Origin of the sequence: Algoriphagus sp. UBA3586 (genome assembly GCF_002376385.1) — a bacterium.
Lineage (GTDB): Bacteria > Bacteroidota > Bacteroidia > Cytophagales > Cyclobacteriaceae > Algoriphagus > Algoriphagus ornithinivorans.
Window position 1 is genome coordinate 215,110 of the sequence record NZ_DFMT01000026.1, and the last position, 14,209, is coordinate 229,318.

9 protein-coding genes are annotated in these 14,209 nt (G+C 40.5%); 5 read left to right on the top strand and 4 right to left on the bottom strand.

Annotated elements, in window-relative coordinates:
- From B2906_RS08875 to B2906_RS08885, 3 genes are all read right to left on the bottom strand, one after another.
- Positions 1-546 carry a hypothetical protein gene (locus tag B2906_RS08875; RefSeq protein WP_286938221.1) on the bottom strand — a complete coding sequence of 182 codons (546 nt, stop codon included), beginning with the start codon at positions 544-546 and terminating at the stop codon, positions 1-3.
- On the bottom strand, positions 503-3,772 hold the full coding sequence (locus B2906_RS08880; RefSeq protein ID WP_286938226.1) for a type ISP restriction/modification enzyme: 3,270 nt from the start codon (positions 3,770-3,772) through the stop codon (positions 503-505). Before B2906_RS08880 ends, B2906_RS08875 begins: the two co-directional genes overlap by 44 nt.
- A 518-nt stretch (positions 3,773-4,290) precedes the next feature.
- Positions 4,291-5,241 carry a nitrilase family protein gene (locus tag B2906_RS08885; protein WP_286938227.1) on the bottom strand — a complete coding sequence of 317 codons (951 nt, stop codon included), beginning with the start codon at positions 5,239-5,241 and terminating at the stop codon, positions 4,291-4,293.
- Positions 5,242-5,523: 282 nt separating this feature from the next.
- Here B2906_RS08885 and B2906_RS08890 point away from each other — a divergent pair, with 282 nt between their 5' ends.
- The 5 genes from B2906_RS08890 to B2906_RS08910 all read left to right on the top strand — a co-directional run bounded on the left by B2906_RS08890 (position 5,524) and on the right by B2906_RS08910 (position 12,670).
- Positions 5,524-8,754: a S41 family peptidase gene (locus tag B2906_RS08890; protein ID WP_286938231.1), complete on the top strand. Its 3,231-nt coding sequence runs from the start codon at positions 5,524-5,526 to the stop codon at positions 8,752-8,754.
- A gap of 92 nt (positions 8,755-8,846) precedes the next feature.
- Complete coding sequence (locus tag B2906_RS08895; protein WP_219958562.1) at positions 8,847-9,344, top strand: DUF937 domain-containing protein; 498 nt, start codon at positions 8,847-8,849, stop codon at positions 9,342-9,344.
- A gap of 189 nt (positions 9,345-9,533) precedes the next feature.
- On the top strand, positions 9,534-9,920 hold the full coding sequence (locus tag B2906_RS08900; protein ID WP_286938241.1) for a hypothetical protein: 387 nt from the start codon (positions 9,534-9,536) through the stop codon (positions 9,918-9,920).
- A 48-nt stretch (positions 9,921-9,968) separates the two neighbouring features.
- Positions 9,969-11,357, top strand: coding sequence for a glycoside hydrolase family 30 protein (locus tag B2906_RS08905; protein ID WP_286938251.1), 1,389 nt, complete (start codon positions 9,969-9,971; stop codon positions 11,355-11,357).
- Between the two features lie 596 nt (positions 11,358-11,953).
- A complete protein-coding gene (locus B2906_RS08910; RefSeq protein WP_286938254.1) occupies positions 11,954-12,670 on the top strand; it encodes a hypothetical protein in 717 nt (238 codons plus the stop codon).
- Positions 12,671-12,764: 94 nt separating this feature from the next.
- On the opposite strand, the gene B2906_RS08915 is transcribed toward B2906_RS08910, so the two are convergent.
- Complete coding sequence (locus tag B2906_RS08915) at positions 12,765-14,108, bottom strand: Gfo/Idh/MocA family protein (protein WP_286938257.1); 1,344 nt, start codon at positions 14,106-14,108, stop codon at positions 12,765-12,767.
- Positions 14,109-14,209 lie beyond the last annotated feature (101 nt).

Below are 14,209 nucleotides of genomic sequence, written 5' to 3' on the forward strand. Positions count from 1 at the left end.
TTATAAATTTAATTCTTTGTAGAGTCCATAATAGGAATCTTCTTCCTCTCTTTGTTTATCCACCACATCAATAAAATTTTCATGTTTTAAATAATGAAGCATTCCTTTTTTCCATGAATTCCATACTTTGATATCAATTCGACCTTTTTTAAACCAATAACATTCTTCTGAACATAAGTTAAGATAATCAATAATAACATCGTATTCAGTTCTATTGCTGCCCGAAAATGAAGTAAATTTACCAGATAATATATTATTCAATTCTTCATTTATTTCATCAAATCTTTTATTAAATTCATTGAATAACTCCTTAGAAAATTTATCAGCAGAAATTTTGTAAGTTAACACATTGTAGAGTACTCCAAAAAAGAAAATTAAAACTCCAATTATGGCTTCAAATTCTTTTCCTTCTGGTAAAATACAAGGAAATAAAATTGTAGAAATTAAAATAATAAACCCAGCTAATGCTAAAATTGAAATTATATTATCCCATAGTAGTTGTTTAACTTTTTTCACCACTACCCCCTTCCATAAAATTAATTTCATCAATCTCCCTCATCACCCGATCAGTCTCGACGAGGGCCTTGATAATCCGCTGATAGTGCATAATATCTTCAAAATCTAAGATTCTTCCTTTTCGGTCCTTTAGCCATTTTTGGGCGGGTTGGTAGCCGCCGATGTAGAAGTTCCAGGCAATCTCGGGGACGGAGTCGAAGTATTGGTCGGGGTTGATATAGACACGGCCAACTTTTCCAAAGTTCGAAACTTTGGAAAAGTTCTCTTCAAATCGAATCTTCTCTACGGTATTCTCTCCACCGATAGGATACTGGGTGATAAACTGATTCAAAACTGGGCTTTCCATCAGGTGCAAGGCTCTTAACTCTCCTCCCAACTTTACCAATTCCCAGAATTTTGCAGCATCCGTAGGATAAGGAACTCTCGGGAAGTCAATCTTCAAAAACTCCTTGTACGTCTCCCGATAGGTAGGGCTATGCAACACGGCATAGATGTAATCCAACAAATCAATCGGCGCAAAGGCCTGCCGATATTCTGGCATAACTTTCCCACTTTCCGCAAAGCAGACTTCTCCTTCTTCACCTTTCTCAGGAGTAAAAGTCAGACCCAAGCCCTTCGCAATCTGATCCACGATTTCTAGATTCAGATTGGGCGTGCGGGTCTCAGCCGAACCCAAACTTAATTGATCGGAAGATTCGGGATAGAGGTAGAGGGGAATAGCAATACTTCCTGTGGTTCTCTCGGATGTTTTGACTTCAGATAAAAATCTAGTAATAAAAAATTGAGAAATTATTTCAGACTTATTACTTCGGGCTGTTAACAACAATAAATTATCATTAACATTCAGAATATGCTTCATAACTTCATAGGCAGGCCTACTAGTCAACCCAACATTATAATAAATATATTTGTTATCAAATGGCCTATAAGTGATTTTTCTAACACAATCTTCTGAAAACTTAGACTTATCAATATATTCTAATAATCTATAACCCCCTGAATTGAAAACATTAAACTTTTTCTGAAAACCCAAATCATAATTTCCTTCAAAGGCTTTCCTTACTCTTTGAATGAGGTTTTGTTTATTGACGTCGATAAACAAGTCATCCCTTGATGTCATTAATCCAGTGTTAACAACTTTAAAAATTTCATTTACTCCAATAAATCCGTCATATACTTCTTTATTTTCAGAAAAGTTTTTAAAAGTAAAATTTGGAGAAGTAGGTATTATTTTATTAAATAAAATCGACTTCAAAGAATTATTTATCAAAAATTCAAATTTATAATTTCTTTCTCCATATATATCATATTTATAGATATCTGCATTTTTTAAATTAAGGCTTGTTTTTATAAATATGTTTATACTGACTCCTTGTTGAATATTGAACACATTTTCATCCTTTGAACCATCTGGTGCAGTCTCTTTTTTATTGCTATTCCCATGCAAATCAATCGTATAGATTTTATCGAACGTCTTTAATAGATTCCACCGCATTCCACGGAAGGTAGGATTATCCAAAAATCCATGGGGATTGATAAAGGCAAGGACTCCACTTCCATTTTTCTCTATAAAGTGTTGTCCGTAGCGGATAAATTTCACATAATCATCATTGAGCCAATGTTTTTTCTCATTGATGTGTTGATTTTCAACATACTTGTAATCTTCGATTAACCTTGAAATCCATTCACCATTATTTGAGGACACTCCAGAATAAGGCGGATTTCCAGCCACAATCATCACCGGCGCATCCCGCTTGATCTGATTGGCTTCGGAGGCCTCAGCAGAGAGCCAGTTGGCAAAGAGTGTTCCGGTGTCCTTGTGGTATTCCTCTAGGGAATTGGTCAGGTAGATGCGGAATCTTTGACCTCCCCTAGCCCCTCCTGAAGGAGGGGAATAGCCCGTCTCCTTGAGTAAGAGATCCAGCTTCAGGTGCGCCATGGCATAGGAAGCCATTAAGAGTTCGAAGCCATTGATCCGGGGAAGTAGATGGTTCTCTACATAAGAGTTCCAGCCTCCTTGCTGCCCTTTCATCTTATCATAGATCTGCTGAATCGCCTCCGCCACAAAGGTGCCTGTACCCGTTGCTGGATCGAGGAACTGCACCCGATGCACTTCCTGCTCGACTTCGACCATTCCTCCTTTGTGTCTCTTGTCATGAGTAGGGATGGGTACTTTGATTTTGGTCTTGGAGGTATCGGCCAAACCCATGGGCAAGCCAAACTCGGTGATCAGAATCTCATCCACGGCGCGGATAATAAAGTTCACCACGGGATGCGGGGTGTACCAGACTCCTCGCTGCTTGCGAAGCTTGGGATCATATTGGGTCAGGAAGTCCTCGTAAAAGTGGATGATGGGATCCTCCATCTTGGTAGCTTTGCCGAAGTTTTTCAAGATGGACTTGACATCTGCCGCCCTGAAAATATCCGCCAGGGCATCCACTATCCAGGTGATCCGGTCATCGAGGTCATAACCGGCGATGTATTGGAAGAGCTTTCTCAGGAAAGGGTTAGACTTGGGGATGAGCTCGGCCGCTTCCTGTCGGCTAAAGGTATCCAGGCTATTGTCATAGAGTCGCGCGGCAAACATCCCATAGGCGATGGTCTGCGCATAGACATCCGAAAACTGCTTATTCGTAATATCATGAATCAGGATATCCTTGAAGGCCGCCATTTGCTCACGAAGCGTGGAATTATCCTGGTGCTCATCATCACTCTCCAATGCATTGAAAATCACATTAGCCAGAAGCCGGGCTTTACCGGCCATCATTTCGGCCAGTTTTTTGGGGCTCTTAATAGACTGGCCAATATGCGTGGTGAATTCCTTAATGAGGAGTTCGAAAGCCGGGAAATTATGTGGAAGGGGAAGTATCTTTCCTTGATCGATGACACCGATCCGAACGGAGGTAGCCAGCTCTCCTCCCCGGTAATAATAGAAATCAAGGTAATCAGTGAAGATCAGGTTATCCAAGGATCCCTTATAGCGGTCAAACTGTTCCTTGTTTCCGGTCTTTTTGGATCCGGTCAGATCATTATCCCCAATATCCTTGGCCTCGATGTAGCCGACGGGAATTCCTTTCTTGTTTGTCAAGATGTAATCAGGAGCTCCACAGGCTTGACGCTTGGGTTCGTTAGTCGCTTTGATATCTGGAACAAGGGATTCCAATAGATTTTGTAAATCACCTCGAAATGTATGTTCAGTGGCTAAGCCTAGTTTGAATCGGGAATTGAGGGACTGAAGATATTCGGATATGGTCATGAAAAAAGAAATCAAAAACTTCCCCTAAAGATATGGGAATTGGAGAAAAGAAAAAGGAAATCCCTGGGATTGCCGATAATTGTCTGAGATTTTTTTTGTTAGGTTGCGGACTTGAAGAAAAAAAGTGCGCCAGATCCTATCCTTACGAAAATTTAATCTGATGGAAAAGCGTCTGGGCTATAGCTTTTATTTATCAGTTGAATGCTTATTCAAATGGGCCGAAGCGCCATTCCTTTTTAAAAAATTTTATCTGATTATCCGCAATGTTGCCAATTAACATTTTTTCTTTGCTTGACCGATTGGATACTTCGACTTCGCTCAGTACAGGCGACCGATGACCGATGACCCAGCCACGGCCAGGCGAAGCTTCCGGATTCTGATCCTTTGGGCTAATATTAGGCCATATAAGTCATTTTATTGGTAAGAAAGAGGATGTTCAAAAAATTTTAATAATGCATTCTTGGCTAAGCAATACTTAAAGAAGACGAATCATTAAGAATTGCCATAGACCTATTTATTCACTGCTTTCCCAGCCAAACCACTTTCTGTTCCGACTGATGAGACTGATTAAAAATATCCCTATAAAGATCTGGCCTACGTGCCTGTAGGTAGCGATGTCCACCGGCTTGTGTGAGTTTCTCGGCAACGATAGTAGCTATCTCAAAACTATCTTCAAAGCTTCTACACTCCGCCAAAATATCCCCAAAAGGATCCAAAATCATGGAGCAACCATTTTTCAACTGATCATCGTCCATCCCAATAGGATTGGAAAAAATCACATAAACCGCATTATCATAAGCCCTGGCTGGAAGCCATTTCATCAACCAAGCCTTCCCCTTCAGCCCATCAAATTCCATTCGCAATGAGGTTGGGTCGGCCTCACGATTTTCCCAAAGTTTAGGATTAACAAAACCTGCTCCCGGCCGAGTCGAAGGGGTGCACATGGTTACATGGGGCATAAAAATGATATCAGCTCCTAAAAGTTTGGTGGCACGGACATTCTCTATAATATTATTGTCATAGCAAATCAAAATACCACATTTCCAACCCGACAAATCAAAGGTTACATAGCTATTTCCCGGACTTAAATCGGGATGAATAAACGGATGGAGCTTACGATATTTGGCGAGCAACCTCTCTTGATTGACACAGACATAGGTATTATAAACTTGCCCATTTTTATCTTTTTCAAACAAGCCTGCAAGGATTACAATTCCATTCTTTTTTGAAATCTCTATCAAGCACTGAATCGATTCTCCATCTGGAACAAATTCAGCTTCTTCCAGGAGTTGAGTTTTACTGAGCTTTCTCGCATAGGAATAACCACTAATGCAACATTCATGAAATGTGATCACCTGAGCTCCATTTTGCGCAGCCTGAGCAGAAAGTTGATCGATTACACTTAGGTTATAGGCTTTGTCTCCGCTTCGATTTTCGAATTGGGCCGTGGCTATTTTGATAGGTTGCATGGGTTGATTTTTTTTCTGAACCATCAAGCTAAAAAATAGAAATGAAGGTAAAAAAGGGAAAATGATGATTGGTCTTAATTGAGCCACTAATCCATAAAGAAAGGAAGGTGATTTACAAATTTTAAATACTTTGAATTTTAATAAAAAGCTTTTCGAATATTCGTATCTTTTTTATCCCCCACCCTTTTCAGTTCAATTTGAATGGAACCGCTAATCCATCAATGGTTAGATTTCTTTTGTTTTTTGGATTAATTTTAACCAAACCCAAATCCAATCTTAAATATGAAAAAAATCCTTTCTCTTTTCCTGATTTTAGGCTCAAGTTGTTGGGCTTGGGGCCAGGGAACTCAGCTTTTACGGGAACCTACTCTTTCCCAATCAGAAATCGTCTTTGTCTATGCCAATGATCTCTGGAAAGTAGGCAGGCAAGGAGGACAAGCTATGCGCCTCACTTCCAATGAGGGAGAAGAACGACTCCCCCACTTTTCCCCTGATGGTAAATACATTGCTTTTACGGGTGAATATGATGGAAACACAGATGTGTATTTGATTCCTTCCTCAGGTGGAGAACCCCAAAGGTTAACCTGGCATCCAGGAGATGATTTGGTAACGGGCTGGACACCCGATGGCAGCAAGGTCATATTTACTTCATCCCGCGAAGGTCACCCTACCCAGGAGTCTAGATTTTATGAGGTTTCTGTTCAAGCTGGAATGCCTCAGTCCCTGGAAATTCCAAGAGCAGTCAATGGTGAAATTTCACCGGACGGGAAGCATATTGCTTATCAGCAAATTGCCTTTTGGGACCCGGAATGGAGAAATCACAGAGGAGGACAAGCCAAACCAATTTGGATTGTAGACAGAAATTCTTTGGAATTGACCATGACTCCTCAGTTGGATGGAGAGAGACATACAGACCCTGTCTGGCTTGGAAATAAGGTGTATTATATTTCAGAGAGGGATTACTTAGCAAATTTATGGTCTTTTGACCCAGCGACTGGGACGGAGCAACAAGAAACTTTCTTGAAAGACTTTGATATCAAAACCATAGATGCGGGACCGGATGCCATTGTTATTGAACAGGGAGGATATATTCATCTCTTCAATCCTCAGGATAAAAGTTTAAAACAAATTCCAATAGAGGTGAATGGGGACTTCCATTGGGCTAGAGAACGGTGGGTAGATGTCTCCGCCAATAGCCTTCAAAACCCATATCTTTCTCCCACCGGACAGCGGGCAGCATTTGAATTTAGAGGGGAAATCATCACCATCCCCAAAGAAAATGGTTCAGGAAGAAATATTACCAACTCTTCCTCCTCTGCAGAACGATCCCCTGCTTGGTCCCCTAACGGACTTCAGATTGCCTATTTTTCGGATGCCTCCGGAGAGTACGAATTGGTGATTGCAGATCAAACAGGCAGTAAAATTTCCAAAAAAATCGTAATCCCGGATCCCAGTTTCTTCTTCAAACCCGAATGGGCTCCTGATGGACGGCATTTGGCTTTTACGGATACGGACTATCAAATTTGGATAGTAAACATAGATTCCGGTAGTGCAAGGGTCGTGGAAACTGATCGTTTTGCACATCCCAACCGATCCATGAATCCAGTTTGGTCTCCTGACGGAAAATGGATTGCATACTCCAAACTGATGGAAAATCAATTTAAATCCATCTTTGTTTTTAACGTAGACACGAATGAAAAAATCCAAATCAGCGATCAATTGGCTGATGCCATTACACCCGTATGGGATGAAAGCGGAAAATACCTTTATTTCCTAGCCTCCACAGATTATGGACTGAATTCTGGTTGGCTGGACATGAGTAGCTATGACAGACCTCTGACTAGAAGTCTTTACTTGGCCATTTTAGATGCAAGTGATAAATCCCCTCTCTTGCCTGAAAGCGATGAAGAGAAAGCCAAGGAGGAGGAAAAGAAAGAGGATAAAGCTGCTGTGACAGTCAAAATTGATCCGGCCAATCTGGATCGTAGGATTGTTGCCGTGGATATTGCTGCTAGAAATTATACAGGATTGGCTCCCGCACCCTCAGGATCGGTTTTTTACATGGAAAGTATCCCCAATGAAGGGACTGTCCTGAAAAAATATGATTTGAAAAAGAGAAAAGCTGAGGAGTTCTTAAGTCGGGTGAATGAAGTGGTCGTTTCAAAAGATCGAAAGTCTCTGCTCTACAGATCTGGCTCGACTTGGGCAATTCTAGAAACCAATGCTACTGGTAAAAAACCAGGAGACGGAGCTTTGAAGGCCATTTCCTCTATGAAAGTAAAAGTCGACCCTATGGCCGAATGGCAACAAATCTATCGGGAGGGCTGGAGATATCAGCGGGATTTCCTCTACGTGGACAATGTACATGGAGCACCTTGGGATGAAATTTATGACTGGTACAAGCCGTGGGTTAATCATGTTAGGCATCGAACAGACATGAATTATATCATTGATATCATCGGCGGTGAAGTAGCAGTAGGGCACTCCTACACCAGAGGTGGAGACTTTCCTGAAATAGACAGAGTTCCTATAGGCTTATTGGGAGCTGACTACGAGCTAATCAATGGACATTACAAAATATCAAAGATATACAATGGCGAGAGCTGGAACCCTAGTCTCACAGCACCCTTAGCACATCCTGGCAATGAAGCAAAAGTCGGAGATTACATAGTGGCTGTCAATGGAAAAGAGATTAAGCCAAATACAAATCTTTATTCCTATTTCGAAGGAACTGCCGGAAAATATACCACTCTACATCTCAATAACAAACCCGGAATGGATGGAGCAAGAATGATCGCAACAGAACCTGTTGGCAATGAAGGCTCTCTTCGAATGATGGACTGGGTAGAAAGCAACAAAAGAAAGGTGGATGAATTATCCGGAGGAAAGCTGGCTTACGTGTATTTACCTAACACCGGTCAGCCAGGCTATACCTATTTTAATCGCTATTATTTTGCGCAGCAGGATAAAAAGGGCGCTGTTATCGATGAGCGGAACAATGGAGGAGGATCTGCCGCAGACTATATGGTGGATATCATGAGTCGGGAGCTCATGGGCTACTTTAACTCCCGAGTAAAAGGGAATACCCCATTTACTCAACCTATCTCTGGAATCTGGGGACCTAAAGTAATGCTCATAAACGGTCGCGCAGGGTCAGGAGGAGATCTCTTGCCTTACCTGTTTAATAAAATGGAAATTGGGCCACTGATTGGAACCAAGACCTGGGGAGGCCTGGTAGGAACTTGGGATACTCCTCCGTTTATTGATGGAGGTAGAATGGTGGCTCCTCGAGGGGGATTTTATGACGTAGATGGAGAATGGGCAGTGGAAGGCGTTGGAATTTCACCTGATATTCCTGTGGAGCAAACACCGAAAGAAGTTGCATCCGGAAAGGACCCACAATTAGAAAGAGCGGTGCAGGAAGCATTAAGCAGATTAGCTACAGAGGGTATAGAACTGAAGCCTGAGCCAGCTCCTCCGATCCGTTATTTTAGACCTAAAAAAGACAATTAAGTCATCAAAGCTCTTGGGAAACCAAGAGCTTTTTCATTTCAATTAGGAAAAAAGGGCCAAAATCGCCATTTTAAAGAATAAAAAAAACGACTATGATTGACCAACTATTAAAAATGGCCGATGGCCCTTTACAAGAATTACTGTCCAACTCAGGAGTTAATGCCGGACCGGGTGCAGCAAGTGCAATTGAATCTACCCTTTCGAATATTCTTCAGAGTAAGGCTAAAGCTGGAGATTTGAATGCGGTTAAGGAAATGTTTTCAGGAAATGATACAGATCCAGACAGTCCGGTTGTACAAAACCTTGCCGGGGATTTATCCAGCGGTTTGATGAATAAATTAGGAATAGACAGCAAGCAAGCTATGAGCATTGCAATGACCGCTTTACCTTTTATCATGAACTTCTTTAATAAAAGAGTCAATGACGCTCCAATGGCGAATAATGACATCATGAATTCTGTAGCTAAGGCTCTTCAGGGAGGCCCTGGAGCCGGAGGTGCTGATATTCTAGGTACATTACTTGGCAGAGGAGATAAAGGCGGAATGGATCTAGGGGGCCTGATGGGAATGGGTAAAGGGTTGTTTAAGTAGTTTTTAACTCCCCAGAATTCCGCGAGCATCGAAAGTGAAGTTGGAGAACCGAAAACGGGAGATAAAAGTGTCCGATGACCGATGACCGATGTTTGGTAGAATTTGACTTTTAAGCTGCTTTTATAACGTCTAAGTTGTTTTGTGGCATAAACTCAAATTAGACAATATTAATCACCAAAAAGTTTAGAAATGAAAATCAAATTAGTATTAACAGTTATCTGCCTTTCTTTATTTGCTTTCACAGCGCACTCACAAACGCTGAAAGCCCCCAAAATGGACATGGCAGCCCAGGTTTTAAAGGTGTTGAATAACACCAAAGGATTAGGCTTAAATCAAGATCAGGAAAGCAAACTGATGGATAATAACAAGAGCTTTGTGGATCAACTGATAAGTATCAATAAAGGGGATGCTTCAGATGAGGATAAAAAAGCTGGCTTTTTGAACCTGAAGGAAAAAAGAAACAGTTTCCTAACCCAATTGCTAACTCAGGCTTTATTCCAAAAATACACCAACCAAGTAACCAAGGGCATTAATCCCTTAAAATCGAAATTGGGACTAGCAGCTCTTGCTTTCTGATATGATTTAACACAAATTCAAGCTCCAATTAATCTTGGAGCTTTTTTTATGCCTATGAAAAGACTATCCTATATATTGCTTTTAATAACATGCATTGCTTGCGCCAAACCTAAGCAGGAAATTGAATTTTGGTTGACTGATCCCAATCAACCCATTTTGTTTGAAAAGCAGGATGTGTATTTCATTTCGGAGTCAGAGCAAAGCCTAGCAATAGATTCTGAAATCATTTATCAGGAGATGGATGGGTTTGGATTCACTTTATCTCAAGGTAGCGCTCAACACCTTTTGGGCATGAGTGACTCTGCTAGACTTGATTTGCTAAAAGAGCTTTTTGGGGACGATGAAAAATCTATCAGAATTTCCTATTTAAGACTATCTGTTGCAGCCTCTGATTTGAATGAATATCCTTTTTCCTACAATGACTTATCAGATTCTTTGGGTGTAGATCCTGAATTGGAGTTTTTTACCTTAGGTCCAGACACTTTGGATGTAATTCCAATCTTAAAAGAAATTATTTCCATCAACCCAAAAATACAATTGATGGCTTCTCCCTGGTCCCCTCCTTCCTGGATGAAAGATAACAGAGATACCAGAGGTGGATCATTACTGGAAGAATACGAAGCTAGCTATGCCCAATACTTGGTTAAATATATAAAGGCAATGAAAGCGCAAGGCATCACTATTCATGCCTTAACCATTCAAAATGAACCGCTACATCCTGGAAATAATCCATCCTTATTGATGTTGCCCGAACAGCAGGCTAGGTTTATTGGCCAACATTTGGGGCCTGCCTTTGAAGAGGCTGGAATCCAAACCAAAATCGTCATTTACGATCATAATGCCGATAGGCCAGACTATCCAATCACGGTTTTAGAGGATTCACTTGCGTATCCTTATATAGACGGTTCTGCCTTTCATCTATATGGAGGCAAAATCGAAGCTTTATCGGAAGTTCATCAGGCTTTTCCCGACAAAAACATCTACTTCACGGAGCAATGGATAGGTGCACCGGGAAATCTCCCAGGTGATCTGGCTTGGCACACAAAAAATCTGATTATAGGAGCGACAAGGAATTGGGCGAAAACTGTGTTGGAATGGAACCTTACATCCAACCCGACTTTAACTCCACATACCGACAGAGGAGGTTGCGACAGGTGCTTGGGCGCAGTGACTATTGATGGTGAGGAAGTGACTAGAAATCCTGCATATTATATAATAGCGCATGCAAGCAAATTTGTTGATCCAGGTTCTGTAAGAATTGACAGCCCAGAGATCTCAAACCTACCAAACGTGGCTTTTTTAAGGCCGGATAGAAAACGTGTATTGATTGCCCTCAATGAAAGTTCCGAACTTCAAGCTTTTCAAATCAAGGAAGGAAGCAAAGTATTTGATGTTTCCTTACCAGCAGGCTCGGTGGGCACTTGGATTTGGGATTAGGTTTAAATGGTTTTCTGATTATCCGCAATCATGCCAGTTCCTTTATTTTCCTTGATTAACTGGTTGAATACTTCGACTTCGCTCAGTACAGGCGACCGATGACCGAAAACCCAGCCACGGCGAAGCTTCCGGATCTTGATCCATTCAGCAGACAATAAGCCGTATTTTTGTCAATACTGGTAAGAAAGCGGATATCCATAAAAGTTAATATTAATTTTTCGCTTTATTAAAATCTCCAATTTAATACACGAGCAATCTAACAAAGGAACCAATCCTATCTAGTTAGATTTTTATAGACGCATTTATAGGGGCCATTTTTCCACATTAAGATTTCTGTATTTATCAAATAAGAGGTTGAAGTTCCTAGCTATTTATGATTAGCTGAAAAAAATGATATTCAGTATTTTAAAAATAATTCAAGAATTTTATTTGGACATAAAGAATTTATAGCATATAATAATATAAATAATAAGGATATGTAGAATATCATTTTAGTGTATATGAACTACATAAAATATTATTCTAAAACATATAACTCATTAAAGGTTATACGAAAAGCAAAAAATTGAATTACAAACAACAGAAAATATAGGATCATGAAAGCAAAATTGACATTAAGTATCCTGTTCTTGTTTCTAGGCCTTACTACCTTCAGTTATGCAACTGAAAAAAATGGTGAGGAAAACGAGAAAAATGCTGTATTGAGAGTGAACATTTCCGGCAAACTCAAACTTTGCAGTTTTGACGATAAGGGTTTTGCTTTCATAGACATTAAAGGTGGGAATCCACCATACAAGATCTCCTCAAGAAATAAAGTCTCAGATCATATTCTGAGTGACTTGAATGCTGGCACTTACACTGTTTTCATCGAGGACAAGGATGGAAACAAGATAGAAGAAAGATTTGTGGTGCAACCACCTATGCCAATTTTTGCAGAAATATTAGAAATCAAAAATGCCAATATTGAATCCAACGAATTGGGTACTGCCAAATTAGGCATTAAAAATTTCGATAATTCAACATTGAAAATTGAGTGGAGTCATGGATTAAAGGATAAAGAGCTTGCCGAAAATCTAAAAGCTGGTTCTTATTTCGTGAAAGTTTCTGATGAATCAAGTTGCGAAACAACCATATACTTTGAAGTAAAGGAATCATCAAATTCTGATTATTCTTTTTCAATCCCTACTAAAAAGACATATATAAGTGAAATAGTCTCTAAAGACAGTCCTGTAAAATGGATGGGGAAAAAATTTTCCAAAGAAGAATTAAAAGCAATTGCGGATGAAATTACTTCTAATATGAATGACAAATAATTTGACTTTTATTCTAAGGTTTTAATGAGTTGATATTTTTTTTAAATCTTAAAGGCATGGATTAGGGGTCCATGCCTTTTCTTATATCCAAACATTAAACTACCGGTAACTTCCAGCCATTATGATAATTGGCTTTGATCAATTGATTTGCTTCTATATCGGTAAATAGATTTTTGGTAGCATCCCAATAAACCTTTTTACCAGTTTTGTAAGCAATATTTCCCATCTGCGCATTGATAGCGGCTACCGAACCTGTTTGTATAGCGCATTTCAATTGGCTGGGGTCATTGGCCATGACGGATTCCACAAAGTTGACCGCATGTAGATCCAATGCACTTGGGCCTGAGGGTCTGGTATGAGGAACTTCCTCCACTTTAGGTACTCTTTGTCCGTCGACATTCTCTGTTTCAGGGATTACTTTCCAACCTCCTCTATTCACCACCAAAGTCGCATTATTTCCTATAAAGGCGATTCCTTCTGTAGTTCCATAATTTCCTCCATCAATTCCTGTAGCATGCTCCCATAGCATATTAAATCCATCATACTCATACACCGTCTGCAAAGTATCTGGAGTTTCAGAAGCATCATCAGGATAGGCAAATTTCCCACCTGAAGCCATCACGGATTTTGGAGCGCTGACTCCCATGGCGTAAAGGGCAATATCTATTTCATGTACACCCCAATCTGTCATCAATCCTCCTGCGTAATCCCAGAACCAACGAAAATTAAAATGAAATCGATTTGGGTTAAAAGGCCGCTTTGGAGCAGGACCTAACCACATATCATAATCAACTCCGGTAGGCGCAGGGCCATTGGGAAGTACGGGCACAGGTTTCATCCATCCTTGATAAGCCCAGCATTTTACCAATCGGATTTGGCCAAGTTTACCTGATTTGACATACTGAATAGCCTGGTCGTATTGAGAGCCGGAACGCTGCCATTGCCCTACTTGCACCACCTTCCCATATCTTTCCTGAGCTTTCACCATCAACTGACACTCCTCAATGGTATTCGCAATGGGCTTTTCTACATAAACATGCTTTCCGGCAGAAACAGCATCAACCATATTCAGGCAATGCCAATGATCTGGAGTACCAATAATCACCACATCTATATCTGGATCTTCCAGCATTTTCCGGTAATCCTTGTATTGCTTAGGCCTTGTACCACGTAGTTTGAAAACATCTTCCGTTCTCTGATCCAATACTGCTTGGTCTACATCTGCCAAAGCCACACAGTTGACATTTGGGATTTTGAGATGGGCATTCATATTGGACCACCCCATCCCTTTGCAACCAATCACTCCATAATTGAGCTGATCTGAGGGTTTAATTTTTCGGGTAAAAGTTCCAAAATCCGCCGCAGTTAAAATACTGGGCATACTTAAACCAGCTCCCAGGAGCATGGTGTTTTGCAAAAATTTTCTTCTTGATGACATGATGTTTTAGGTTATTAAGGCTTAGAGTTAATAGTTATTGGGTGATTGCCTGGGAAATTTGAAGAGTATAAGATTTCATAATTAGCTGTCTCCAGATTTTT